Raw genomic sequence first — 23,501 nt, 5'->3', positions numbered from 1 at the left:
TTTGGTTCTGTTTTCGAAATTATGCCGCTTTGGTAGCAGACAGAAAACCCTGAAGTCGTTTGGATTCAGGGGCGGTAAAGATATCCTCGGGCGTGCCTTCTTCTTCGATCAGCCCTTGATGCAGGAATACCACGTGGCTTGAGATATCGGCAGCCATCTGCATGTCATGGGTTACGATGATCATGGTCCGGCCTTCGGCGGCCAGGTCTTTGATCACTTTGATCACTTCCTGTTCCAGTTCGGGGTCCAGGGCTGAAGTTGGCTCGTCAAACAGCAATGCCTCGGGTTCCATGCACAATCCGCGCGCGATTGCGGCACGCTGCTGCTGACCACCGGATAACTGTGCCGGGTAGACGTCGCATTTGTCACCGATGCCAACCTTATCAAGGTACCTTCGCGCACTGTCTTCGACTTCGGCCTTGTCACGGCCCAAAACGGTGACCGGGGCCTCCATGACATTTTGCAGGATGGTCATATGTGCCCAAAGATTGAACTGCTGGAACACCATGGACAGGTTGGTCCGAATACGCAGAACCTGCTTTGGGTCTGCGGGGTGGCGGGCATGGCCTTTGCCAGCCCATTGCACGGGTTCGCCTTTGAACAATATTTCGCCCTGCTGGCTGTCTTCCAATAGGTTGCAGCAACGCAACAGGGTTGATTTTCCCGATCCGGATGATCCGATGAGCGAGACTACATCCCCGCGCCTTGCGGTGATGTCGACACCCTTGAGCACCTCGAGATTGCCGAAGCTTTTATGAAGGTTCTTGATCTCGATGACGGCTGATGGGTCTGACACGAAGGATCCCGTTGTTGCTGGTATTGATGCGCTAATAGGACGGAAAATCCGGCACAATGCAATGCGCAAATCACAGAATCAGGGATCGAATCTGCCGAATTGACCAGAGGTTATTGTCAAAATGAGTAGAGACTGTGCAATCAGGCTGCAGGTGGAGGGGGTGTGGGAACGGCCAGATATTCTTCGGCGGGAATATTGATCAACCCACGGATGTGAAGGAGGCGCTGGTCTTCTTCTGAGAGAGCGATGATGGCTGCGCGAACGGCATCTGCAATCTGATCCGGGTCCTGGGTAAGCGATGTTATGTAGGGCAGCGCGGGGGTTGGTGATGTGTGGACAACGTCGCGCAGATACCGGCCCAGATCCGTATGCTTCTTCAACAGCGCCCATGTCAGTGCATCCAAGGCGGCAAAATCAGCGTCGTGGTCGGCAACGGCTTGGGCGGCCAGGGCGTGCCCGCCGGTTTGGATGAGCTCGGCGGGTTTCAAATCCAAATCATCCAGATGGGTGATCGGCGCAGCCCAACCGGATTGCGACAGCGCCTCGTTATAGGCGAAACGTCCCATCACTAGGTCGGCAAGGTCGCGCGGATCGTCGCATCGCGCCACAAAGACCGAGCAATAGTGACCAGCCGGACAGCCCGGCAATCCATAGTCCGGCGTTCCGACCAGTTGAACGTGGCCATGAAGGCGGGTGCGGTAGGGCATGCCGCAGGTCTGGGCGAATACCAGACCAGGGTCCTGCCAGATCTCCCAAACATCTCGATGCCGATCCAGTTGCGCCCAGCCAAATCCAAGATGGGTGCGGATCAGTGACCAGAATCGATCATTGGCGGCCTGCAGGGCAGGCATGTCATACATGCCCAGCATCGCTGTCACGATTGTGCAGCCTTTTGCCGGGCCAGCGCCGAATCCACATCGCTAACGCCCAGCAAGCTAACCACAAGGCGCAGCAGGGAATCTTCTTCGCCTGTGCGCTGCCCATCAGCCAAGGCGACTGACCACATGGCCTGCACGACGGCCAGCCGATCCTCGTAGGCAACGGCCTCCTTAATGGCACGGGTAAAGCGAACGGTATCGGGGGCTTCAGCCTCAAGATCTTCGGCACGTGCGCGCAGTCCGGCCGCTTCGAACGGGGACAGACCATAGCGTTGGGTCGAGATCTTATCGATCCGTGCCATCTCGGAATCGGCATAATCATTGTCGGACCGGGCGATGCGCACCAGCAAAGCCGTTAGCGCAAGACGGGCATCATGATCGGGAAGCGGGTCGGGAGCGGGCTGTGTCAGCCGGGACAGAAAATCACTAAACATGACATAGATATAGACGCGGGTTAGCTGGCTTCCAAGCGGCTTTGCACCCGTTCGCGTGCTGCCTTGCTGTCGTTGAAGCTAAGGCCCATCGCTGCGCGCGCTTCTTCTACGATCTTAATCTCACCCTCATCCGAATCTCCATCGGCCAGCACGACCTCCCACAACGCATCAAGCGCCGCGAGGCGTTCCTGCAGATCGGTAGTTTCGCGGATCAGTTTGCCAAACGTATCCGTTTCTGGCGCGGCGGCATGGAGTTTTTCGCAGGTGGCACGCACTTTGGCGGCCTCAATAGCATTATGTTCGTACAGGCGTGCCAGAATCCGGTCGATCAGGCTGATTTCTTCCAGCTTATAGTCCCGGTCCGCCTGAGCCACGCGCACCATCAAAGCGCCCAACGCCAATTCAGCATCAGGATCGGGCAAATGCTCGGTTTGGGGCGGTCGGAACGCCTGAAAGAACTTCTTCAACATAAGCGCAGATTATCCCATATTTTGTGGCACGCCAAGCGATGACTACCCGTCATAGCCCTGAATGATCACAAGATCGCCGTTCGACACCGGGTCACGCAGGCTTTTGGCGTATTGATACCCTTCGCTTTCATAACAGGCGAGCGCGTCTTCATAGCTGGGAAATTCGATTACTACAGTGCGGGCACGTGCGCCGCCTTCCTTGAGCTCGCGCGTGCCGCCGCGCACCAGAAATCGGGCGCCATAGGCGGCGAATGCCTCACCATTTGCTGCGATATAGTCTTTGTATCTCTCCATGTCGTCCACATCGACATGGGCCACCCAATAGCCTTTGCTCATCAAAGCCTCCTGCCCAGTTTCCCGGGAAAGGTGCTTAGAATTGACGAAAATAGCAATCCCGATCCGTAAGAGGGATCAGCCGTAGTTGATTGCCGCGCGCGCCTGTTCTGTCAGCCACGCAATCATCTGCCGGTAGGGCACAGGGCCATAGCTGACCCGCGCGACCCCAAGTTCTGCAAGGCGTGGGGTGTCCGGCGTGCCGGGCAGGGCGATGATGTTGACGGGCAGGTCGGTTGCTTCGCAAAGCTGTCTAATCATCGCCTCATCCTTCAGGCCGGGGGCAAAGAAACCGCTGGCCCCAGCGGATTGATACGCGGCGGCACGTGCGATTGCATCGTCCAGCATGGCTGCGTCATGGGTTTCAGCCGGGGCTTTCAGGAATATATCGGTGCGGGCGTTGATATAGGCCGGTATACCAGCCCCGTCGCAGGCTTTGCGTACAGCTTCGACCCGAGCGGTTTGGACTGCGATGGGGTAAAGACCATCTCCGCCAATGATTTGATCCTCGAAGTTGAACCCGACCACGCCGCAGTCCAGCGCGCGGGCAACGTTGTCTGAAATTGCTTCCGCATCAACGGCATAGCCGGATTCGAAATCCAGCGTCACGGGCAGGTCAACCGCATTGACAATGCGTCTGACATTATCCAAGGCAGCTTCCATAGGGAAATCCTGCCCATCGGAATAGCCTCGCGCCATGGCGACAGGTGCGCTACCTGTTGCGATCGCTTGCGCACCGGCGTCACGCACCGCACCGGCGCTGCCGGCATCCCAGATGTTGAACAGGATGACGGGATCACCCTTTTTGTGCAGGCTGGAAAAAGTTTCGGCGCGTTGGGATTGGGTGGTCATGGGGGTTCTCCTGTCGAAGCTTGTTCAACAGTTAACCCCATGCCGGGCAATCGCTAAGCGCTTAATTGTGTCAATACATCACTTTGCAACGGCCGCATCAGACCAGGCGTGAGGTGTCCTTGGCCGCGCGTACAAAGTCGCGGAACAGCGGATGCGGATCAAAGGGTTTGGATTTCAGTTCAGGGTGATATTGAACCCCGATGAACCACGGGTGATCTGTCCATTCAACGATTTCCGGCAGACGTCCATCCGGCGACATGCCCGAGAAGTTCAGGCCAGCACCTTCAAGCTGTTTGCGATATTTTATGTCCACCTCATAGCGGTGGCGGTGCCGCTCCTCGATCTGAGTGCCACCGTAAACCGCGGCCACTTTCGAACCTTCGGCCAAAACCGCGTTATACGCTCCCAGACGCATGGTGCCGCCCTTGTCGTCGCCGACTTTGCGTTCCACCTTATGGTTGCCCTGAACCCATTCCTTCAAGTGATAAACTACGGGTTCAAAACGCTTTTTACCGGCTTCGTGGTCGAATTCCTCAGAACCGGCCTCTGTGATGCCTGCTGCATTCCGCGCGGCTTCGATCACCGCCATCTGCATGCCGAGGCAGATACCCAGATACGGCACTTTGTGCTCGCGCGCATATTGCGCCGCCTTGATCTTGCCTTCGGTGCCACGCTCACCAAACCCGCCAGGCACGAGGATCGCGTGGAAGCCTTCCAGATGCGGGGCCGCATCTTCGGTATCGAAAATCTCGGCATCGACCCACTCGACTTTGACCCGAACCCGGTTGGCCATACCACCATGGGTCAGCGCCTCGGCAATCGACTTATAGGCATCTTCCAACTGGGTGTATTTGCCGACGATTGCGACCTTCACTTCACCTTCGGCGTTGTGGATGCGGTCGCTGACGTCCTCCCATTTCGCCAGATCGGGCTTAGGGGCGGGGCTGATCTGGAACGCGTCCAGAACCGCCTGATCCAAACCTTCACGGTGGTAGGCCAGCGGGGCGTCATAGATTGTGGACAGGTCTTGGGCCGCGATCACGCTATCGGGGCGCACGTTACAGAACAGCGCCAGCTTCTCGCGTTCCTTGGTCGGGATCGGCCCCTCGGACCGGCAAACCAGAATGTCGGGGGCCAGACCGATTGAGCGCAGCTCTTTCACCGAGTGTTGGGTTGGTTTGGTTTTTAACTCACCTGAGGCTTTGATGTAGGGCAGCAGCGTCAGGTGCATGAAAATACACTGGCCGCGCGGTTTGTCCTGGCTGAACTGACGGATGGCTTCAAAGAAAGGCAGGCCTTCGATGTCACCTACGGTGCCACCGATTTCGCACAGCATGAAATCAACCTCATCCTCACCGATGGCGATGAAATCCTTGATCTCATTGGTGACGTGGGGGATCACCTGAATGGTCTTGCCGAGGTAGTCTCCGCGGCGCTCTTTCTCCAGCACGTTGGAATAAATCCGCCCCGAACTGACCGAGTCGGTCTTGCGCGCGGCCACACCGGTGAAACGTTCGTAGTGACCAAGGTCCAGATCGGTTTCGGCCCCATCATCGGTGACAAAGACTTCGCCATGCTCGAACGGCGACATCGTGCCCGGGTCTACGTTCAGATAGGGGTCCAGCTTGCGCAGACGCACCGAATATCCCCGGGCTTGCAGCAAAGCACCCAAAGCCGCCGAAGCCAGCCCTTTGCCCAAGGATGAAACCACACCACCAGTGATGAAAATAAATCGCGCCATGTTTTTCGGCTGCTCCCGTGAGACGTCATTATCAGCTGCCCGGCGGCTTGAAAAAAACCGCAGCACCACGGGACTTCACATATAAAGGATTCGCGCCCATAGCGCAAGAGAACCGCAAGATGCTGTTGCAGTTCTCTTTAAGATTTCTAGGTTTTGTGTATCAGTCGGCTTGCGGGATCAGCGGTGCGTTGTCGCCCTGTGCGGGGGGCAGTAGGTCATCCGCCGACGGAACCGCCGGTGTGCTTTCTTCAGTCGCGGCCGGGGCCGGAACACCCAAACGGTCAATCACCGAACTGCCCGAAGACTTCTGCGCCGCCAGAATCGTCAGCGTGATCGAGGTCACGATAAAGCAGGCAGCCAAGATCCAGGTCAGCTTACCCAACGCGGTCGCCGCTGCACGCCCGGTCATGGCGCCACCACCGCCGCCACCCATCCCAAGGCCACCGCCTTCGGACCGCTGCATCAGCACAACGGCAATCAGGCCCAAAGCCAACAGAAGGTGGATGATGAGAACGACGTTTTCCATGGTGGTCCCGAACAGCGTAGCGTGTATCGCGTGGTACTTATGCAAGTTTGCCAGCGGGGGCAAGTCAGGAGTTCGCATCACCCTGCGTGATGTCTCATATCACGGCAAAGGGACTGGACAGAACGCTGGTACGTGACGCAGGCTGCGGCCCATGCCCCATGACGATCCTGACCACCCGCATGCCTTATTGCCGCCTGAACCTGCTTTGCGTGTCAAAGCGCTTGAAACGATTCTGACCCGCAAAGGGCTGATCGACCCGGCTGCGCTGGATGAGATCATTGATACTTATGAGAACAAGATCGGCCCACAGAACGGCGCGCATGTGATCGCAAAGGCCTGGAGCGATCCTGACTTCAAAACTGCGCTGTTGGAAAACGCCACCTCCGTAGTTGCGGATCTCGGCTATTACGGGCGGCAGGGCGAACATATCGTAGTGGTCGAGAATACGCCCCAACGGCACAACATGGTCGTGTGCACCCTATGCAGTTGTTATCCGTGGCCTCTGCTTGGCATTCCGCCGGGCTGGTACAAATCCGACGCTTATCGCGCCCGCGCCGTGCGCGAACCGCGCAAAGTGCTGGCTGAGTTTGGCGTTAAACTACCCGAAGGCACTGCGGTACGGGTCTGGGATTCGACGGCCGAGATTCGCTATCTTGTTCTACCCATGCGGCCTGCGGGCTCGGAAGACTTGAATGAACAAGAACTGGCGGCACTGGTCACGCGTGACAGCATGGTCGGAACGGGGCTGGCAAAGGTGCCATCATGACCCGCGTTCACGATATGGGCGGGCGCTTCGGAGATGGGCCAATCCAGCCGGACGGCGAAAACACCCCGGTTTTTGCCGAAGACTGGCACGCCCGGGCTCTGGCGGTCACTTTGGCGGCAGGGTTTCTGGGGCAGTGGAACATAGATATCTCGCGCCACGCGCGTGAGCGTCTTTCGCCCAAGGACTACGCGCGGTTTTCTTACTATGAGAAATGGATATCCGGTCTCGCCGATCTGTTGGTTGAACAAGGCGTGCTGTCCTTGGACGATCTGAAAAGCGCTAGCGGGGACCAACCGCATCCTCTTTCCGTGAAATGCTTGCGGAAGGATGCGGTTGCAGCGGCACTGGCCAAAGGTGGGCCAGCAGATCGTCCTTCGACCATCGCCCCACGCTTTGCGCCGGGGCAGAATGTTGTCACTGCACATCCATCAGCCAATCGTCTGGTTGAAGGCGGCCATACCCGTCTGCCTGTCTACGCTTCAGGAGCACGGGGACGAATCCTGCGCCTGCACGGGGCCCATGTCCTGCCCGATTCAAACGCGCATGGATTGGGTGAGGCCCCCGAGCCGCTCTATGCCGTTCTGTTTCCTTCGTCAGAACTTTGGGCCAACCTGGAACATCCCGAGGATGAAGTGGTGCTGGACCTCTGGCAAAGTTATCTGGAGCCCGCATGAACACATGCCTAGAAGTCACTGCTCCCGAACCGGTCTTTGCCGAACCGTGGCACGCACAGGTCTTTGCCGTGACCGTGGCGTTGAATGAAGCTGGCTGGTTTGATTGGCCCGACTGGGCAGGGCGCTTTTCGGATACGCTGAAACGCAACGGTCTGAGCCGCGAATTGGATGGTGGGGATGATTATTTTCACGCCTGGCTTGAAACACTCGAAGTTCTGCTGACAGAACGCGGCGCGGCGGTGCCTGATGATCTGTGTAGCCTTGAACGGGAGTGGGAACAGGCCTATATGACCACGCCTCATGGGCAGCCGGTGCATTTGCGGCAAGATTAGAAAAGGGGGCGCTGCCCCCGCCGCCCGTTCCGGGCGACTCCCCCGGGATATTTCTGGCCAGATGAACAGGGGTCCAGTCTTCACCTGGCTAAAAATATCCCCGCCGGAGGCATCGCGCGTCAGCGAGATTTTCATCTGCGGCGAAATACCAGTTTCCCTGCCGCCAGAGCCCCGGTATACGAGCCGAGTTTGATTACTCAGCACGAAAAGGACCGGATATGGCCAACGTGGTTGTTGTCGGCGCTCAGTGGGGCGACGAGGGAAAAGGCAAGATTGTCGACTGGCTCAGCGAACGGGCGGACGTGATCGCGCGTTTTCAGGGCGGGCATAACGCCGGTCACACGCTGGTGATCGATGGTGAGGTCTACAAACTGCACGCTCTGCCTTCGGGTGTCGTTCGTGGAGGTAAGCTGAGCGTCATTGGCAATGGCGTCGTGCTGGACCCCTGGCACCTGCTCAAGGAAGTTGGGACGATCCAAGCGCAGGGCGTTGAGATTACACCAGAAACGCTGATGATCGCCGAAAACACGCCTCTTATATTGCCCATCCACGGAGAATTAGACCGGGCGCGGGAGGAAGCCGCCAGCAAGGGCACCAAGATCGGGACGACGGGTCGAGGAATCGGCCCAGCTTATGAAGACAAGGTCGGGCGGCGTTCCGTGCGTGTCGCTGATCTGGCGGATGAAGCAACGCTAGAGGCCCGGGTCGATCGAGCGTTGCAGCACCATGATCCGCTGCGCAAAGGCTTGGGCATTGAACCCGTCGACCGTGATGCGCTGATTTCGCAACTGAAGGAGATCGCGCAGGAGATTCTGCCGTTTGCAGCACCCGTCTGGAAAGTGCTGAATGAAAAGCGCAAAGCGGGTAAGCGCATCCTGTTCGAAGGCGCCCAAGGCGCTTTGCTGGATATTGATTTCGGGACCTACCCGTTTGTGACCTCATCGAATGTGATCGCCGGGCAGGCGGCGACGGGGGTGGGCATTGGGCCGGGCTCGATTGATTTTGTACTTGGGATTGTCAAAGCTTACACCACCCGTGTTGGCGAAGGCCCGTTCCCGACCGAACTGGAAGACATGGATGGACAGCGCTTGGGTGAACGTGGTCATGAATTCGGAACGACCACCGGGCGTAAACGCCGCTGCGGTTGGTTCGACGCTTGCCTCGTTCGCCAGACCTGTGCCACCAGCGGCGTCAATGGTATCTCGCTGACCAAACTTGATGTTCTGGACGGATTTGAGACACTCAAGATCTGCACCGGCTATGACTTGGACGGGGACCGTTTGGATTTTCTGCCCACTGCTGCCGATCAACAGGCGCGCTGCAAGCCGATCTACGAAGAAATGCCGGGGTGGAGCGAATCCACCGAAGGTGCACGCAGCTGGGCGGATTTGCCCGCCAATGCGATTAAATATGTGCGTCGGGTCGAAGAGCTGATTGAATGTCCAGTGGCCCTTCTGTCCACCAGTCCGGAGCGGGATGACACCATTCTGGTGACCGACCCGTTTGCAGACTGATGAGCGACGATAAAGCCCCTGGCCTTAGCTACAAGGCCCGCCGCCGTTGGTCCTTGGTAATCTTGTTGGTGGGGCTGCCGCTTTACATCGTGGCGGTGGTGACAGTTGTGAACTGGCTGGACCGCCCGTCTATTCTGGCCGAGTTGCTGGTTTATGTCGTCCTGGGGATCGTCTGGGCCTTGCCCTTCAAATTTGTCTTCCGCGGGGTCGGCAAGGAAGACACGCAAGACCACTGATCCGAAACGAGAAAGGGCCGAGACATGTCTCGGCCCCTTGCGTTTAGGGGGTGATCAGCCTACTGCGCGTTCATTGTTGGGTCGAAATCCGATCAGGTTCGAGGCGGCAAACCTACCGCCTCCGGCTTTCTGGATTTTACCATCGCGCAGCAATTGACCGAAAGAGCGAAGGCTTTCTTCGCGATTGAACTCATCCTGTTTCAACGAACGGACCTTGTTCATCAATTGTGGGCGCGAGAATTGTTCCTGACCCTCGATGAAGGACAGATAAGATGCCGCTGCTTCAAGCAGATCCAGCAAAGATTGTGCCCCTTGTTCGTGTGCGAACTGGGCGAACCCGCTTTCCTCTGCCGTGCTGCCCTCTTGATCAGTTTTGACCCGACGGGGGGCAACCGGGCCCGAAATCGCCTCGCTCTGATCGACGCGCTGTTCTGCAACTAGTTTCAAAGGCGCCGCTGCATCGGATTCGGGGCGCATGCTGGTGACCTGAATTTCGGGGCGGCGCGGGCTGACGGCCGAGGCCAGATCGCCGCGATAGGGTTGATCTGCCGCTGCCATATCGGTCTTGCCATCAACCTCGGCAGCCGCAACAGCATTGCGCAGGTGCGAATAGGTTTCGCGCGTGTCGCTGGCCGATGGAGTGCCCATCTGCTGGTCGGCTTTTTCCATCAGGCGAAGAACGTCCTGATCCAACGTGCTTTCTTCTTTGGATTTGGCATCTGTGCCGCCTGCCATTTCGGCTTCAACGCTTGAGATATCATCCAGAAGGTTTCTCTCATCCTCGGCGGACAGAACACCCTGGGCGGTGGTCTCTTCTGCTTGCTCTGCCGCGCTCTGATCTTTCATGATGTTCAGGATGTCATCGGTGACCGTGTCATCCTGGGTGGTGGTTTCGGGTTCAATTTGCAAAGCATCGCCGGGTTGGACATCCGCTACCGCTTCGTCTTCGAAGAACTCGGCAACGGCGGAAAGAGCATCTTCTTTCGCCGCAGGTTTCGCTGCTGCCGGTGCTGGCTCCAAATCCTCCTCGGTCAGAGCGCCGGCTTCAAACGCGGCTGCTACCGCATCGACAGGGGCCGGGTTTGCGCCAAGCAGAGAGTTATCATCGTCTTCGGCATCAGTCATCGGGGCTGTGTTCGAATGCGTGACCACAGCGCGGATGCGCTGCAACTTGGCTGAGATGCTGTCAGCCGCAAGGGGCTCAACGTCAGTTGCGGGGTGTTCAACCGAAGAGGGGGCGGCAACGGTCGAAGGCGATGGCGGGCGGGGCGAGGACATGGCTGCATCCTTTGTGGCAGTCTCGGGCGCAGTGTCCGGCGCGGTTTTTGTGGCGCGCAGAAGCAGGCCGGTTTCATCTTGCCGGGCCTCTACGTGTTGGGCTTTGTCGCCTTGGGCAATGCGCGACAGCATTTCAGCATCCAGTCGTGGGGGTTCCGAACCGAAGTACCGATCATCTGCTGCGATTTCGCGGAAGTAGTCTGCAATGGCTTTGAGTGTTTCAAACGAATTGTCGAACCCTTCTAAAGTGCAGGAAAAGGCCCCATAAGAAACAGTTAACACCTTCTTATTCTGTACCATCAGACACACGTCCTCTACAAACTAACAAAGCCAACTTACCCAGAATCGGGCGCACACATTGGCTTACAGCTCTACATGAACCTATCAATTTGTGGTCTCAATGTGTCCAAATCCGGAAAAAATGATCAATCTGAGAAAAAATAAGCCAATTGTGCGTTCAAACGGCCCAATTGGCCTGGTTGGAGGGGGGCAAATTGGGGTTTCCGACCTGAGTTTGGTGCTGAAACGTGTCAATTCAGTGGTCGCTGCGGATGGCGGCGCATCGATTCTGGTTGATTCGGGCGTTATGCCCGAGGCCGTGATCGGTGATTTTGATTCAATAAGCATGGCTACGCGCGGGCATATACCCGCGGACCGTCTGTTTCAGATTGATGAACAGGACAGCACGGATTTTGATAAAGCCCTGCGCAGCATCGACGCCCCGCTTGTGATTGGGGCTGGTTTTCTGGGCGGACGTCTGGATCACCAACTGGCGGTGCTCAATGCTCTGGTCACACGACCCAGCCCGGTTTGTATCTTGTTGGGGGAACATGAGGTGGTGTTTCACGCGCCTCCATCGATCATTCTGGATCTGACGCCGGGCGATGTTATCTCTCTGTTCCCGCTGCGCCGAGTGACGGGACAAAGCCAGGGTCTGGAATGGTCCATCGATAAGCTGGTTTTTGAGCCGGATGGGCAAGTTGGAACCTCGAACCAAGTGGTGTCGCAGGTTCAGCTGAGCCTGGATGGGCCCGGGCTGCTGGTCATGGTGCCGCGCGCCGCACTGGATCAGGTCATGCAGGTGTTTCTGTCGGGGCAGACCGGGCGGTGGCCCTCTCTCGCAGAATGACATACAGCCCGGCGGCCATGGTGATCAGGATGCCAAGCGCTGCGATCCCGTTGGGCAGATCGTAGAAGATCAGCCAACCAAACAGGGTTGCCACCGGGATTTCCAAATATTGCATTGGGGCCAGCGTTGCCGATGGCGCAAAGCGTAGCGACCATGTCATCAAAAGATGGGCGACGGTTCCTAGAATGCCGATGGCCAGCAACAACCAATGGGCGTTGCCGGTTGGCATGACCAAAGACAGCTCCCAAATTCCGGATTGGGTTCCCCACAGTATGAGGGGGAGCAGAAAGATCGTAGCCATCACTCCCGAAACCGCCTGCAAGGATACCGGATCGGTTTCCTTAGCGATCTGTCGGGTGACCAGCATGAACAGCGCAAAAACCACGGCAACGATCAGTGGTAGCAAGGCGGGCAATCCTACTTCGGCAAAGCTTGGCTGGATCACCAACAAAGTGCCAGCAAATCCGACAACACATGCGATCAGACGCCGGTGGCCGACCTCTTCATTCAACACATACTTTCCAAGCAGCAGCATGATGAAGGGCATCACGAATGCAATAGCGACCGCATCTGCCAGTGGCAGGAATTGCAGCGCGCTGAACATCGCTGTGATGCCGATGATATGAAGACCGGTGCGGAACACGGTCAGACGAAGCACGCGCCCCCGCATGCGCCAGGGTCGGCCCGTTGCGGCCACCAGCGGGATCAGGATCACCGCTTGAATCGCAAAGCGGACCAGCACCAGCAGCCCCAGCGGAGTGGATTCGCCCAGCAGCTTGGCGATTGAATCGCCAAGCGGTGCGAGCACGCAGAAACCAAGCATCAGAACGATGCCGAAAACGGGACGATCCTGTGTCATGGGCGCGACGCTAACCGTTTCGGATCACTGTGGAAAGCGTTGTTCTCAGGCGTCGGGCAGAGGTTGAACTTTTGTGTAATCCGGTCCGATGCAGGTGGGCAGACCATCACCAAGCTTGAGCCAGTTCAGCTTTTCCTCATGCGCCACATGCAGGGTCGGCTGCAACGCCTCGGGGTTGTCCAGGGTTGCAACATATAGATGCAGCACATCGGACATCTTGCGCGATCGAAATGAGATCGGGGTTCCGCAATGGGGGCAAAAGCTGCGCTCTGCTCCGGGAGAAGAGTTGAAGCGCTTGGGCTCTTCACCGGTCCAGCGCCACTGACCGTCGCGGATCCCGAAATATGTGGTCATCGGTGCGGCGCATTGACGGCGGCAGCTGTCGCAATGGCAAGTGACGCAGGACAGAACCGGAGGGTCGACGTGGTAGCTGATATTGCCACACAGGCACTGTCCGCGCATTACATCCCCTCCGTTATTCCGTCAGCAGTTTGGCACGTTGACGGCCAGACCGCCAAGCGATGTCTCCTTATACTTCTCGTGCATGTCCTGGCCGGTCTGGCGCATCGTTTCGATCACCGAATCCAGCGGCACGAAATGCTGCCCATCACCGCGCAGCGCCAGTGACGCGGCAGAGACCGCTTTGATCGCGCCCAACCCGTTCCGTTCGATGCAGGGAACCTGCACAAGGCCTGCAACGGGATCGCAGGTCATGCCCAGATGATGTTCCAGCGCGATTTCTGCGGCGTTTTCCACCTGCTCAGGCGTGCCTCCCATCACTGCGCACAATCCAGCAGCGGCCATGGCGGAGGCGCTGCCAACCTCGGCCTGACAGCCCGCTTCGGCGCCCGAGATCGAGGCGTTGAACTTGACCAATCCACCGATCGCGGCGGCGGTCAAAAGGAAATCTTCGACATGGCTTTCCGATGCACCCGGTACGTGGTCAAGATAGTAGCGTATGACCGCAGGCAGCACGCCTGCCGCACCATTGGTCGGCGAGGTTACAACCTGGCCACCAGCGGCGTTTTCCTCGTTAACAGCCATCGCGTAGACGCTCATCCAGTCATTGATCGTGTGGGGGGCGGTCAGGTTCATGCCACGCTCGGCTATCAGCGCATCATAGATGCCTTTGGCCCGTCTTCGTACCTTCAGGCCGCCGGGAAGAATGCCATCGGTCGCCAGGCCACGCTCGATGCAATCGTTCATGACCTGCCACAACCGGGCTGATCCCTTGGCGAAACTGTCTGCACAGCCGCGCACGACCTCGTTGTCGCGCTTCATCTGTGCGATGGATTTTCCGCTGGTTTTGGACATCTCCAACATCTCAGCGGCAGATTTGAAGGGGAACGGAACGGGCGGGGCGCCTTCATCCGTGGCTTTGCCATCGGCCAGTTCCTCTTCGGTCAAGACAAAGCCGCCGCCGATGGAATAAAACACCTGCCGCAAAATCACATCGCCTTGCGCGTCGGTTGCCATCAGGATCATCCCGTTGGCGTGACCGGGCAGGGTGTGGTCATAGTCAAAGACCAAATCAGCTTTGGGGTCGAAATTCAGGGTTGGCAGATTGTCAGGCGAAACCGTGTGGGTTTCGGCGATTGAAGCCAGCGCAGCCTCGGCTTTGTCTCGGTCGTAGGTTTCGGGCACAAATCCGGCGAGGCCCAGAATGGTGGCCCGGTCAGTGGCGTGACCAACCCCTGTAAAGGCCAGCGACCCGTGTAGCGACCCGCGCAGGCCAGCAAATTCGAATGGCGATGCGCGCATCATGTCCAGAAAACGCGCCGCAGCCACCATCGGGCCCATCGTGTGCGAGGAAGACGGGCCAATGCCCACCTTGAACATATCAAAAACCGAGAGGAACATGTCAGACAGCTGACCCTTCTGGAGGAGTGGCGTAAGTAGGCGAAGTAAACGGATTGGCCCCAAGCCCTTCGGCGGCGATGGCGGCACGGGTCGCAGGACGCGATTCCAGCTGCATCAGGATTCTCTGCAAATAGGGCGTATCTGCCAGTTGATACCAGCTACGATCGGCTTTCGCAGGATAAAGCGCCATCCAGCGCATCATGCATCCCAGGTAATATGTCAGGACCGAGGGTTGATCGGCATGCAGCCAATCGGGGGCTTGTTTTGCGACGACGTCGAGATTTTGCAGATGTGCCTGCAACCGGGGCCGTATGCCGGCGCGCAGGGCCTCGGCCTGTGATGGGGCGATGTATTTCTCGGCATAGAACAGAATGCGCAGATCGGCGTGCAGCGTGTTCGACGCAAAGAACAACCATTTCAGAAATGCCGCGCGATCCGGGTGATCGGCGGCTGGGGCAAGGTGTGCCTGGGTGTCGGCAAGCCACAGCAGGATGGCAGCGGTCTCGAAAATCGCTCCCTGCGGCGTTTCCAGAACCGGGATCAGACCGTTTGGGTTCAGCGCACGATAGGCGGCGCTGTCCTGTTCGTTCTGGCTGCGATCGACCAGTAGGGTTTCATAGGGCAAGCCCATCTCTTCCAACACCAGCCGGATCACCAGTGAGGCGTTGTCGGGGGCATAATGCAGGCGATAGGGCTGTGTCATGGCGCGTATCTATGGTGCAAAGCGAGCAGGGGAACGCATGATTGCGACGTATCCGATGGGAAACGCGTAGTTCAGCAGACTTTCCTGGGGCTCTGGCATGAATTGGGTCTCGCAGTTGCGTTTTGCATTCCGTATAACTCAAAAAAAAACAATTCGGGAAAGCTGCCGATGACCGCCGAGATGTCGCCAATCGATACCGCAAAATATGTCGCGGCAAGGCGCGCGGCTGACATGGTCGAAGACGGAATGCGTGTCGGGCTGGGAACCGGTTCAACCGCAGCCTGGCTGGTGCGTCGGTTGGGCGAGCGGGTGGCGCAGGACGGTTTGCGGATCAAGGGTGTTCCTACCTCGACCCGAACGGCGCAGCTGGCGCGTGAGGTCGGGATCGAGGTCGTTTCTTTGGATCAGGCCGGGTGGCTGGACCTGACAATTGACGGAGCAGATGAGTTCGATGGCGATCTGAACCTGATCAAAGGTGGCGGCGGGGCACATCTTCAGGAAAAGATCGTGGCGACCGCCAGCGATCAAATGGTGGTGATTGCAGATGCAGGCAAAGAGGTCGAAACCCTTGGTGCGTTTCCCTTGCCAGTCGAGGTGATCCCTTTCGGCTGGCAGACTACGCGCACCCTGATCGAAGAAGTTCTGGATACGATGGATGTGCTGGGCACCAACTGTGCGCTGCGGATGAATGGCGAGGCCCCCTATGTGACGGACGAGGGTAACCATGTCCTGGACCTGCATCTGCAACGCATCGGCAACGCCCGCCAGATGGCGCTGGTGCTCAATCAGGTGCCCGGCGTGGTCGAGAATGGACTGTTCATCGATATTTGCGACAAGGTCATCGTGGGCCATGGGGATGGTCGGGTCGAGTTGAGGGACATCAACGCAGGCACGATCGAGATGGATCAGCTGCTGAGCGGCGTGCGCGAGAATCTGTTTTCGGATCTGGCGGATTGAAGAGTGCCTGTGTGTCCGACCGCAGAATACCGTGAAACCGATGCAGATGTGCGCGCAAGAACTCGAGCCTTCAAAGGCAATCTAATCAAGATCGGGATTGCCGCCGTGGTGGCCGTGTGGGGTTTTGCATCTACGGGATGGGGTGGTGGAGCAGCCTTGGTCTTGGTGCTAGCTATCCTTGGATCCGTCGGGTTGTTTTTGAACTATCTACGCTTAGAGAACATGCCATCGCTTGTGGCACTCGTTGACGCAGAGGGAATGAAATTGCGTGGAAACAGCGGAAAAATCCAAGACATTGCTTGGTCGGAAGTGCGTTACATTGAGGCGTATGACGAAATCGAGCGGAAACAACGCCCGGTTTTTTATGTCAGTTTCAAAAAGTCGGATGGCTCGCATGAGAGTTGGCCAATTCCGTTGCAATCCATGCCGAAGCCCATATCTGAGCATTTCGTGAAAACAATAGAGTACTATCGGCCCAATTTGAATGCGTCTTGGCAAGATCAACTGTCTGACAATGACGATCTGAACCACGTCGAGTGATAAGATACACTCTTTGCGGCACCTAATCGGTGCTGTCATAAAACTGAAAGAGGCACGGAAAATGAGCTTTGACTATGATCTGTTTGTCATCGGAGGCGGCTCTGGCGGGGTGCGCGCGGCGCGCGTGGCGGCAGGAGAAAACGGTGCCAAGGTGGCGCTGGCCGAAGAGGACCGCTATGGCGGCACCTGCGTGATCCGGGGCTGTGTGCCGAAGAAGCTGATGGTCTTTGCCAGCGAGTATTCGGGCATGGTCGGGGATGCACAGGCTTATGGTTGGGACATCCAGCCCGGTGCCTTCGACTGGAACACCTTCCATGGCAAGCTGGTCACCGAACTTCACCGCCTGGAAGGCATCTATCGCAATATCCTAAAGAACAACGGCGTCGAAAGCTTTGATCAGCGCGCCCATCTTGTCGATCCGCATACGGTTGAGCTGACCGATGGAACCCGCAAAACCGCCAAGCACATACTGATTGCAACAGGTGGCCGCCCGGTGGTGCCGGATTTCCCCGGTTCTGATTTGGCAATCACATCGAATGAGATTTTCCATCTGCCGAAACTACCCGAAAGCATTCTGATCGTCGGTGGCGGTTACATCGCAAGCGAGTTCGCAGGCATCATGAACGGATTGGGGGTCAAGACCACACAATTCTATCGCGGCGCACAAATCCTGCGTGGGTTCGACGAAGAAGCGCGCGGGCTGATCTGTGAAGAGATGCGCCAGAATGGGATTGATGTGCGTCTGGGCACCAATGTGCTGGAGATGACCAAACAGGGCGACAAGATTCGCGTCAAAGCCACGGATGGGACCGAGGATCAGTTTGACGTCGTGATGTACGCCACCGGTCGCGCACCGAATGCCGATAATCTGGGGCTGGAAGCCGTGGGTGTCGAGCGGGGCCGTAAGGGTGAGATTGTCGTGGACGAATACAGCCAAACCGGCGTGCCTTCGATCTACGCTATTGGTGACGTGACAGACCGGGTGAACCTGACTCCGGTCGCCATCCGCGAGGGCATGGCTTTTGTCGAAACCGTGTTCAAAGGCAACCCAACACCCGTGGATCATGAGCTAATCTCAACCGCGATTTTCACGCAGCCGGAATTCGGTACAGTTGGACTGAGCGAAGAAGAGGCGTCGGCTCAGGAACCAATTGAGGTCTATGCCACCTCGTTCAAACCCATGCAGAAGGCCTTCGCTGGTGGCACGCAGCGGGTTCTGATGAAGCTGATCGTCAGCCAGGCAACGCGCAAGGTGCTGGGTTGTCATATCGTAGCCCCCGGCGCGGGTGAGATGATTCAGTTGGCTGGGATCGCCGTGAAAATGGGCGCCACCAAGGAAGATTTTGACCGCACGGTTGCCGTTCATCCGGTGATGGCCGAGGAATTGGTGACAATGCGGCAACCTGTACGCACGGCTTGATTTGCAACTGCGCGCACACAAGTTACAAGGGACTCCGTGATCACACGGGCCAAGATAAAGGAATTGAGACATATGGCGGGCAACAGCGGTGGCCCCTGGGGGGGCGGAGGCTCTTCAGGTGGTGGAGGAAATCGGGGAAATAACGGGGATGGTCGAAAGCCACCCGAAGGCGACGGTCCGCAGATCCCCGAGATCGATGAGCTGATGAAAAAAGGCCAGGAGCAGCTGCGCGTTCTGATGGGCGGTCGTGGTGGCGGTGGCCGTGGCTCCAATGGTTCAGGCGGCGGTGGCGGTGGCCCGTTGTTTACCAAAGGGACTGTGGCGATTGGTGCATTGGTCGCCATTGGCCTTTGGGCGGCTGCCAGTTTCTACACCGTGAAACCCGAAGAACAGTCTGTAGAGCTGTTTTTGGGCGAGTTTTCCGCTGTCGGGAATCCGGGTCTGAACTTTGCACCTTGGCCGCTTGTGACCGCCGAAGTCATTCCGGTCACACGCGAACAGAACGAAGACATGGGTGGTGCTCGTGGCAGCGACGATGGCCTGATGCTGACCGGCGATGAAAATGTCGTCGATATCGACTATCAGGTCGTGTGGAACATCAGTGACCCTGCCAAGTATCTCTTTAACCTGCGCGACCCACGCCAAACGATTCGCGCCGTTTCGGAATCGGCGATGCGTGAGATCATTGCACAAAGCGAGCTGGCACCGATTCTGAACCGGGATCGTGGTGTCATTGCCGACCGCCTGCAGGAGCTGATTCAGTCAACGATGGACAGCTATGATTCCGGTGTGAACATCGTCCGTGTGAACTTCGACAAGGCCGACCCGCCGCAGGACGTTATTGCAGCCTTCCGCGATGTTCAGGCCGCCGCGCAGGAGCGTGACCGTCTGCAAAACGTCGCTGACGCTTATGCCAACCGGGTTCTCGCTGAGGCGCGTGGTGAAGCCGCGCAGGTTCTGGAAGAGGCCGAAGGCTATCGCGCCCAGCAGATCAATAGCGCGCAGGGTGAAGCCAGCCGTTTCAGCGCGGTTTTGGAAGAATATAGCAAAGCCCCTGATGTGACACGAAAACGTCTGTATCTGGAACGTATGGAGCAGGTACTGGGCGATGTTGACAAGATCATCCTTGACGAGAACTCGACCGGCTCAGGGCAGGGCGTTGTGCCTTATCTGCCGCTGAACGAACTGCGTCGCAGCCCTGCAGGGGAGAGCAACTGATGCGTAAGTCACCTATAATCCTGATCATCGTTGCTATTCTGGCCGTTGCCGGTTTGTCATCGATTTTTATCGTGGACGAGCGTGAACGGGCGCTGGTTCTGCAATTCGGCCGCGTTGTTACGGTGAAAGAAGAACCGGGCCTTGCGTTCAAAATCCCCCTTATTCAAGAAGTCGTGCGTTACGACAACCGCATCCTATCGATCGACGTGCAACCGCTTGAAGTGACACCTCTGGATGACCGTCGTCTTGTTGTCGACGCTTTCGCGCGCTACCGGATTTCGGATCTGGAGCAGTTCCGTCAGGCCGTTGGTGTCGGTGGTATCCCCGTGGCCGAGGATCGTCTGGATCGCATCCTGCGGGCCGAAACCCGCGAAGTGCTGGGTTCGGTTTCGTCGCGTGATATCCTGAGTTCGGATCGTGCGGCACTGATGCTGCGTATCCGCAACAGCGCGATTGCCGAAGCGCAGGCGTTGGGTGTCAGCGTGATCGACGTCCGCTTGAAAGCCACCGATCTGCCGCAGGCCAACCTTGAGGCCACATTTGACCGGATGAAGGCCGAGCGGGAACGTGAAGCCACCGACGAACGTGCACGCGGTAACGAAGCGGCGCAGCGAGTTCGTGCGCAGGCCGACCGGACTGTGGTCGAATTGGTTTCGGACGCCAATCGTGAGGCCGAGATCATTCGCGGTGAAGCTGATGCCGAACGCAACGCGATCTTTGCCGAAGCGTATGGTGCGGACCCAGAGTTCTTTGAATTCTACCGCTCTCTGACCGCCTACGAGAACGCCTTGCAGGGCAGCAACAGCTCGTTGATCCTGAGCCCGGATTCCGAGTTCTTCAACTACCTGTCGTCGCCTACCGGGCGTCCGGCACCGGCTGCTCCGGCGTCTGAGTAATGGGGATGATCCTTCTGGCCCTTGGGCTGGTGCTGATCGTTGAGGGGCTGGCCTATGCGCTGGCCCCTTCGCTTATTGAACGGATGCTCGAGGCGCTCCGGTCCCTTCCGGAACAGGCGCGACGGCTGTCAGGATTGCTGTGCGTGGTCAGTGGACTGGCTCTGATCTGGGGTGCCTATCAGGTCGGGTTTTAACGTTAGGGCTTCACGCGCTGGTGATTTCCCCGCGATCCTGAGTTGCGAGCCGCAGCAAACCGACTACATTGGATGCCAAGAGGGCGGCCATAGGGCGGTTCGCCAAGAGTGACGACAAGGAGTTCCCAGGTGCAGGCACAAGCACGCAGTATGTCCGTTCGGCAGAACGAAGGGTTTGGTTTTATGCGGCTGATGTGGCTGGCATTTGCGGGAATGGTTCTGATCGCTGCGCAGACGGTGGCGGCGTATGCGCGTGGCGAAAGCCTGGCACCGCTTGCGGAACAGATCAGCCCGGCTGTGGTGAACATCACCACATCGACCCTGATCGAAGGACAAACCGGCCCGCAGGGCATCGTGCCCGAAGGATCACCGTTCGAGGATTTCTTTCGTGAGTTCCAGGACCGTGGGGACAATGGCGAAAACGTTCCGCGTCGCAGCAATGCGCTGGGCTCGGGGTTTGTGATCTCGGAAGACGGGTTCATCGTGACCAACAATCACGTCATTGCCGAAGCGGACGAAATCCTGGTGGAGTTCTTCCCGGGCGATGGTCAGCCTAAAAAAGAGCTACCCGCCAAAGTGATCGGCACCGATGAAAAAACCGACATTGCTCTGCTCAAGGTCGAAGCTTCTGGCCCGCTAAAATACGTCCAATTCGGCGACAGCGACATTGCGCGCGTCGGGGATTGGGTGATTGCCATGGGCAACCCGCTGGGGCAGGGGTTCTCGGTTTCGGCCGGGATCGTTTCTGCGCGCAACCGCGCACTGAGCGGGTCATATGATGACTACATCCAGACCGACGCGGCGATCAACCGGGGCAACTCGGGCGGTCCGCTGTTCAACATGGATGGCCAGGTGATCGGGGTGAACACCGCGATCCTTTCGCCCAATGGTGGGTCGATCGGGATTGGTTTTTCGATGGCTTCGAACGTAGTTGTCAAAGTTGTCGATCAGCTGCGCGAATTCGGGGAAACCCGCCGGGGTTGGCTGGGTGTCCGTATTCAGGACGTGACCGAAGATATGGCCGAAGCCATGGGCCTTGAAAAACCGGGCGGCGCGCTGATCAGTGATGTGCCCGAAGGTCCAGCGAAAGAGGCGGGCCTGCTGGCGGGTGACGTCATCCTCAGCTTTGACGGCGTCGATGTCGAGGATACGCGCGGCCTTGTCCGTCAGGTAGGTGAAACAACCGTGGGCAAAGCCGTCCGCGTCGTGGTGAGCCGGGATGGCAGCACCCAGACCGTTTTGGTCACGCTGGGCCGCCGCGAAGATGCGGAACGTACCGAGAATGGCGAAGAAGAAGCCGAAGACACACCTGCCAATGAAAACACGGATGTTCTGGGGCTGACTATTTCTCCGCTCACCGATACGCTGCGCGAAGAACTGGGGCTGGACGCGGATGCCGAAGGGCTGGTGGTTTCTGATGTGGATCAGGCTTCGGAAGCCTATGCCAAGGGCTTGCGTGCCGGAGATCTGATCACCGAAGCGGGCCAGCAAAAGGTTGCCACAATCGAAGACCTGGAAGACCGGATGGAAGAGGCACAGGTGGCCGGACGCAAGTCTCTGCTGTTGCTGGTGCGTCGTGGAGGTGACCCACGGTTTGTGGCGCTCAGCCTGGAAGAATAACACCGGTTTTGATCTGCCAAGCAATGATCTAAGAGGCTCCGATCAGGGGCCTCTTTTTTGTCCGCTGAGCCTAGGTCAGGCTCTCTGAACCGGGGCTGGAATCAATGTCTAACATCATGTCGCAAACAGAGCGGACCTGATCCGAAACCCATGTTACGGGCCGGGTGAAAGGGCAAATCGTGTCGGAAAACAAGATTTTACAAAACCCTACTTTGGCTATCGTCTTTATCCTGATCGGCATGCTGGGGATTTCCCTCAACGACATGCTGATCAAGTTTTTGTCTGGCGGGTATCCTTTGCACCAAATGGTATTCACTCGTTCACTGATAGGGATCGGCTTTAGCCTCGCCCTGGTTCAGTTGGAGGGTGGATGGAATATCCTGAAAACCGATCAGCCGGGCCTGCATGTTCTTCGAGCGATGTTCCTAGTGATTGCGAACCTGACCTTTTTTACCGCGCTTGCGGTTATGCCTCTGGCCGAAGCGACGGCTGTGTTCTTTGTTGCCCCATTGATGATCACCTTGCTCAGCATCCCGATCCTGGGCGAAAAGGTCGGCCCGATGCGCATCGGTGCGGTTCTGGTTGGGTTTGCAGGGGTGATCATCATGACGCGCCCCTGGGAAAGCGGGGCAGAGCGCACGATCAGCCTGTGGATCTATGTCCTGCCCATTGCCGCCGCTTTCACCTATGCGCTGAACAACGTAATGACGCGGTATCTGGGCGCCAAATCCAAGGCGTCTGCCATGGCGGTCTATATTCAATCCGCCTTCATTGTTGTCAGCATTGTCTTCTGGCTGGTCGCCGGAGATGGGCGACTTGCCGAGGGTGTCGAGAATGAAAGCCTGTTGTTTCTGTTCCGCGCTTGGGTCTGGCCCGAAGGTCATGACCTTTGGTTGTTCGCAGGGTTGGGGCTGAACGCAGCCCTTATTGGGTATTGCCTGGGACAGGCCTATCGCATCGCAGATGCCGCCACGGTGGCCCCGTTCGAATATGTGGGCCTGCCTTTGGCGATTTTTTGGGGCTGGGTGATCTGGGGCGAGCTACCGGGCCTACCGGTTGTTTTGGGGATACTCTTGATCCTGGGGGCGGGTTTGTTTGTCTTCCTGCGGGAAAAACAAAAGAACCGAATGGTTGTCCGTGGCAAGCACGTGCATCGCAGGTACTGACACGCGTGGGTATGCAAGGTCTGGGTTTGCAAAGAAAATGAGCCATATGCCGGGACGACATATGGCTCAGATACAGGGAGAGATCAGTGGACAGATATCGGGGATGATT

At 57.8% G+C, this 23,501-nt stretch carries 27 protein-coding genes; 14 read left to right on the top strand and 13 right to left on the bottom strand.

The annotated features are described in order from the left end of the window. Positions 1-19: 19 nt before the first annotated feature. From AC2FGE_RS07980 to secG, 8 genes are all read right to left on the bottom strand, one after another. Positions 20-796, bottom strand: a complete 777-nt coding sequence (locus AC2FGE_RS07980) for an ABC transporter ATP-binding protein (protein ID WP_496818670.1) — start codon at positions 794-796, stop codon at positions 20-22. Between the two features lie 140 nt (positions 797-936). Beyond that, a complete protein-coding gene (locus AC2FGE_RS07975; protein WP_496818780.1) occupies positions 937-1,665 on the bottom strand; it encodes a phosphate/phosphite/phosphonate ABC transporter substrate-binding protein in 729 nt (242 codons plus the stop codon). A 5-nt stretch (positions 1,666-1,670) separates the two neighbouring features. Further along, positions 1,671-2,108, bottom strand: coding sequence for a tellurite resistance TerB family protein (locus AC2FGE_RS07970; RefSeq protein WP_496818669.1), 438 nt, complete (start codon positions 2,106-2,108; stop codon positions 1,671-1,673). A 20-nt stretch (positions 2,109-2,128) separates the two neighbouring features. Further along, positions 2,129-2,578 carry a tellurite resistance TerB family protein gene (locus AC2FGE_RS07965; RefSeq protein ID WP_170532523.1) on the bottom strand — a complete coding sequence of 150 codons (450 nt, stop codon included), beginning with the start codon at positions 2,576-2,578 and terminating at the stop codon, positions 2,129-2,131. A 42-nt stretch (positions 2,579-2,620) separates the two neighbouring features. Next, on the bottom strand, positions 2,621-2,914 hold the full coding sequence (locus tag AC2FGE_RS07960; RefSeq protein WP_496818668.1) for a DUF1330 domain-containing protein: 294 nt from the start codon (positions 2,912-2,914) through the stop codon (positions 2,621-2,623). 75 nt (positions 2,915-2,989) lie between these two features. Then, entirely contained in the window at positions 2,990-3,763 is a 774-nt protein-coding gene (locus AC2FGE_RS07955; RefSeq protein ID WP_496818667.1) for an isocitrate lyase/PEP mutase family protein, read from the bottom strand. Positions 3,764-3,860: 97 nt separating this feature from the next. Then, positions 3,861-5,504 carry a CTP synthase gene (gene pyrG, locus AC2FGE_RS07950; RefSeq protein ID WP_496818666.1) on the bottom strand — a complete coding sequence of 548 codons (1,644 nt, stop codon included), beginning with the start codon at positions 5,502-5,504 and terminating at the stop codon, positions 3,861-3,863. Between the two features lie 160 nt (positions 5,505-5,664). After that, the gene (secG, locus tag AC2FGE_RS07945; RefSeq protein WP_170533101.1) at positions 5,665-6,030 is read right to left on the bottom strand and encodes a preprotein translocase subunit SecG; all 366 of its coding nucleotides are present in this window, start codon (positions 6,028-6,030) and stop codon (positions 5,665-5,667) included. 151 nt (positions 6,031-6,181) lie between these two features. Here secG and nthA point away from each other — a divergent pair, with 151 nt between their 5' ends. The 5 genes from nthA to AC2FGE_RS07920 all read left to right on the top strand — a co-directional run bounded on the left by nthA (position 6,182) and on the right by AC2FGE_RS07920 (position 9,552). Continuing rightward, on the top strand, positions 6,182-6,796 hold the full coding sequence (gene nthA, locus AC2FGE_RS07940) for a nitrile hydratase subunit alpha (RefSeq protein WP_496818665.1): 615 nt from the start codon (positions 6,182-6,184) through the stop codon (positions 6,794-6,796). Continuing rightward, positions 6,793-7,470: a nitrile hydratase subunit beta gene (gene nthB, locus AC2FGE_RS07935; protein ID WP_496818664.1), complete on the top strand. Its 678-nt coding sequence runs from the start codon at positions 6,793-6,795 to the stop codon at positions 7,468-7,470. Before nthA ends, nthB begins: the two co-directional genes overlap by 4 nt. Continuing rightward, positions 7,467-7,802, top strand: coding sequence for a nitrile hydratase accessory protein (locus AC2FGE_RS07930; protein WP_496818663.1), 336 nt, complete (start codon positions 7,467-7,469; stop codon positions 7,800-7,802). The genes nthB and AC2FGE_RS07930 overlap by 4 nt, the downstream gene beginning before the upstream one ends. Positions 7,803-8,020: 218 nt before the next feature. Continuing rightward, positions 8,021-9,316, top strand: a complete 1,296-nt coding sequence (locus tag AC2FGE_RS07925) for an adenylosuccinate synthase (RefSeq protein ID WP_496818662.1) — start codon at positions 8,021-8,023, stop codon at positions 9,314-9,316. Continuing rightward, positions 9,316-9,552, top strand: coding sequence for a DUF2842 domain-containing protein (locus AC2FGE_RS07920; RefSeq protein WP_496818661.1), 237 nt, complete (start codon positions 9,316-9,318; stop codon positions 9,550-9,552). Before AC2FGE_RS07925 ends, AC2FGE_RS07920 begins: the two co-directional genes overlap by 1 nt. Positions 9,553-9,606: 54 nt before the next feature. Here AC2FGE_RS07920 and AC2FGE_RS07915 read toward each other — a convergent pair whose 3' ends face one another. Continuing rightward, the gene (locus tag AC2FGE_RS07915) at positions 9,607-11,130 is read right to left on the bottom strand and encodes a hypothetical protein (RefSeq protein WP_496818660.1); all 1,524 of its coding nucleotides are present in this window, start codon (positions 11,128-11,130) and stop codon (positions 9,607-9,609) included. Positions 11,131-11,281: 151 nt separating this feature from the next. On the opposite strand from AC2FGE_RS07915, the gene AC2FGE_RS07910 reads away from it, so the two are divergent. After that, positions 11,282-11,959 (top strand): thiamine diphosphokinase, encoded by a 678-nt coding sequence (locus AC2FGE_RS07910; protein WP_496818659.1) that lies wholly within the window; start codon positions 11,282-11,284, stop codon positions 11,957-11,959. Here AC2FGE_RS07910 and AC2FGE_RS07905 read toward each other — a convergent pair. Genes AC2FGE_RS07905 through AC2FGE_RS07890 form a run of 4 tightly spaced genes read right to left on the bottom strand, consistent with a single transcriptional unit; the run spans position 11,904 to position 15,381 of the window. Continuing rightward, positions 11,904-12,818 (bottom strand): DMT family transporter, encoded by a 915-nt coding sequence (locus AC2FGE_RS07905; protein WP_480547856.1) that lies wholly within the window; start codon positions 12,816-12,818, stop codon positions 11,904-11,906. The two genes, AC2FGE_RS07910 and AC2FGE_RS07905, sit on opposite strands and share 56 nt — an antisense overlap. A gap of 45 nt (positions 12,819-12,863) precedes the next feature. Then, complete coding sequence (locus AC2FGE_RS07900) at positions 12,864-13,280, bottom strand: GFA family protein (protein WP_496818658.1); 417 nt, start codon at positions 13,278-13,280, stop codon at positions 12,864-12,866. 21 nt (positions 13,281-13,301) lie between these two features. Continuing rightward, positions 13,302-14,678 carry an L-serine ammonia-lyase gene (locus tag AC2FGE_RS07895; RefSeq protein WP_496818657.1) on the bottom strand — a complete coding sequence of 459 codons (1,377 nt, stop codon included), beginning with the start codon at positions 14,676-14,678 and terminating at the stop codon, positions 13,302-13,304. A gap of 1 nt (position 14,679) precedes the next feature. Further along, entirely contained in the window at positions 14,680-15,381 is a 702-nt protein-coding gene (locus AC2FGE_RS07890) for a glutathione S-transferase family protein (protein ID WP_496818656.1), read from the bottom strand. Positions 15,382-15,549: 168 nt separating this feature from the next. Between AC2FGE_RS07890 and rpiA the strand changes: the two genes are divergently transcribed. The 8 genes from rpiA (at position 15,550) to AC2FGE_RS07850 (ending at position 23,392) form a co-directional block, all read left to right on the top strand. Continuing rightward, the gene (gene rpiA / locus AC2FGE_RS07885) at positions 15,550-16,338 is read left to right on the top strand and encodes a ribose-5-phosphate isomerase RpiA (RefSeq protein WP_496818655.1); all 789 of its coding nucleotides are present in this window, start codon (positions 15,550-15,552) and stop codon (positions 16,336-16,338) included. 9 nt (positions 16,339-16,347) lie between these two features. Beyond that, a complete protein-coding gene (locus AC2FGE_RS07880) occupies positions 16,348-16,878 on the top strand; it encodes a hypothetical protein (protein WP_496818654.1) in 531 nt (176 codons plus the stop codon). A 61-nt stretch (positions 16,879-16,939) separates the two neighbouring features. Continuing rightward, entirely contained in the window at positions 16,940-18,298 is a 1,359-nt protein-coding gene (gene gor / locus AC2FGE_RS07875) for a glutathione-disulfide reductase (RefSeq protein ID WP_496818652.1), read from the top strand. A 72-nt stretch (positions 18,299-18,370) separates the two neighbouring features. Next, a complete protein-coding gene (hflK, locus tag AC2FGE_RS07870) occupies positions 18,371-19,516 on the top strand; it encodes an FtsH protease activity modulator HflK (RefSeq protein ID WP_496818651.1) in 1,146 nt (381 codons plus the stop codon). After that, positions 19,516-20,412: a protease modulator HflC gene (gene hflC / locus AC2FGE_RS07865; RefSeq protein WP_480547863.1), complete on the top strand. Its 897-nt coding sequence runs from the start codon at positions 19,516-19,518 to the stop codon at positions 20,410-20,412. Before hflK ends, hflC begins: the two co-directional genes overlap by 1 nt. Continuing rightward, positions 20,412-20,606 (top strand): DUF2065 domain-containing protein, encoded by a 195-nt coding sequence (locus tag AC2FGE_RS07860; RefSeq protein WP_496818650.1) that lies wholly within the window; start codon positions 20,412-20,414, stop codon positions 20,604-20,606. The genes hflC and AC2FGE_RS07860 overlap by 1 nt, the downstream gene beginning before the upstream one ends. A 150-nt stretch (positions 20,607-20,756) precedes the next feature. Further along, positions 20,757-22,226, top strand: a complete 1,470-nt coding sequence (locus AC2FGE_RS07855) for a Do family serine endopeptidase (protein ID WP_496818779.1) — start codon at positions 20,757-20,759, stop codon at positions 22,224-22,226. A 164-nt stretch (positions 22,227-22,390) separates the two neighbouring features. Continuing rightward, positions 22,391-23,392, top strand: coding sequence for a DMT family transporter (locus AC2FGE_RS07850; RefSeq protein WP_496818649.1), 1,002 nt, complete (start codon positions 22,391-22,393; stop codon positions 23,390-23,392). Positions 23,393-23,501 lie beyond the last annotated feature (109 nt).

This window comes from Ruegeria sp. YTSA075, from assembly GCF_059610245.1.
This window is presented reverse-complemented; position numbering and strand designations above follow the sequence as displayed.

Excerpts from the sequence above, each read along its gene's own strand:
- rpiA (WP_496818655.1), top strand. The coding sequence starts at position 15,550 with ATGACCGCCGAGATGTCGCCAATCGATACCGCAAAATATGTCGCGGCA.
- AC2FGE_RS07930 (WP_496818663.1), top strand. The coding sequence starts at position 7,467 with ATGAACACATGCCTAGAAGTCACTGCTCCCGAACCGGTCTTTGCCGAA.
- AC2FGE_RS07890 (WP_496818656.1), bottom strand. The coding sequence starts at position 15,381 with ATGACACAGCCCTATCGCCTGCATTATGCCCCCGACAACGCCTCACTG.
- AC2FGE_RS07920 (WP_496818661.1), top strand. The coding sequence starts at position 9,316 with ATGAGCGACGATAAAGCCCCTGGCCTTAGCTACAAGGCCCGCCGCCGT.
- hflC (WP_480547863.1), top strand. The coding sequence starts at position 19,516 with ATGCGTAAGTCACCTATAATCCTGATCATCGTTGCTATTCTGGCCGTT.
- gor (WP_496818652.1), top strand. The coding sequence starts at position 16,940 with ATGAGCTTTGACTATGATCTGTTTGTCATCGGAGGCGGCTCTGGCGGG.
- nthA (WP_496818665.1), top strand. The coding sequence starts at position 6,182 with ATGCCCCATGACGATCCTGACCACCCGCATGCCTTATTGCCGCCTGAA.
- AC2FGE_RS07905 (WP_480547856.1), bottom strand. The coding sequence starts at position 12,818 with ATGACACAGGATCGTCCCGTTTTCGGCATCGTTCTGATGCTTGGTTTC.
- AC2FGE_RS07895 (WP_496818657.1), bottom strand. The coding sequence starts at position 14,678 with ATGTTCCTCTCGGTTTTTGATATGTTCAAGGTGGGCATTGGCCCGTCT.
- secG (WP_170533101.1), bottom strand. The coding sequence starts at position 6,030 with ATGGAAAACGTCGTTCTCATCATCCACCTTCTGTTGGCTTTGGGCCTG.
- AC2FGE_RS07970 (WP_496818669.1), bottom strand. The coding sequence starts at position 2,108 with ATGTTTAGTGATTTTCTGTCCCGGCTGACACAGCCCGCTCCCGACCCG.
- nthB (WP_496818664.1), top strand. The coding sequence starts at position 6,793 with ATGACCCGCGTTCACGATATGGGCGGGCGCTTCGGAGATGGGCCAATC.
- AC2FGE_RS07860 (WP_496818650.1), top strand. The coding sequence starts at position 20,412 with ATGGGGATGATCCTTCTGGCCCTTGGGCTGGTGCTGATCGTTGAGGGG.
- AC2FGE_RS07855 (WP_496818779.1), top strand. The coding sequence starts at position 20,757 with ATGTCCGTTCGGCAGAACGAAGGGTTTGGTTTTATGCGGCTGATGTGG.
- AC2FGE_RS07955 (WP_496818667.1), bottom strand. The coding sequence starts at position 3,763 with ATGACCACCCAATCCCAACGCGCCGAAACTTTTTCCAGCCTGCACAAA.
- AC2FGE_RS07975 (WP_496818780.1), bottom strand. The coding sequence starts at position 1,665 with ATGCTGGGCATGTATGACATGCCTGCCCTGCAGGCCGCCAATGATCGA.
- AC2FGE_RS07900 (WP_496818658.1), bottom strand. The coding sequence starts at position 13,280 with ATGCGCGGACAGTGCCTGTGTGGCAATATCAGCTACCACGTCGACCCT.
- pyrG (WP_496818666.1), bottom strand. The coding sequence starts at position 5,504 with ATGGCGCGATTTATTTTCATCACTGGTGGTGTGGTTTCATCCTTGGGC.
- AC2FGE_RS07925 (WP_496818662.1), top strand. The coding sequence starts at position 8,021 with ATGGCCAACGTGGTTGTTGTCGGCGCTCAGTGGGGCGACGAGGGAAAA.
- hflK (WP_496818651.1), top strand. The coding sequence starts at position 18,371 with ATGGCGGGCAACAGCGGTGGCCCCTGGGGGGGCGGAGGCTCTTCAGGT.
- AC2FGE_RS07915 (WP_496818660.1), bottom strand. The coding sequence starts at position 11,130 with ATGGTACAGAATAAGAAGGTGTTAACTGTTTCTTATGGGGCCTTTTCC.
- AC2FGE_RS07965 (WP_170532523.1), bottom strand. The coding sequence starts at position 2,578 with ATGTTGAAGAAGTTCTTTCAGGCGTTCCGACCGCCCCAAACCGAGCAT.
- AC2FGE_RS07960 (WP_496818668.1), bottom strand. The coding sequence starts at position 2,914 with ATGAGCAAAGGCTATTGGGTGGCCCATGTCGATGTGGACGACATGGAG.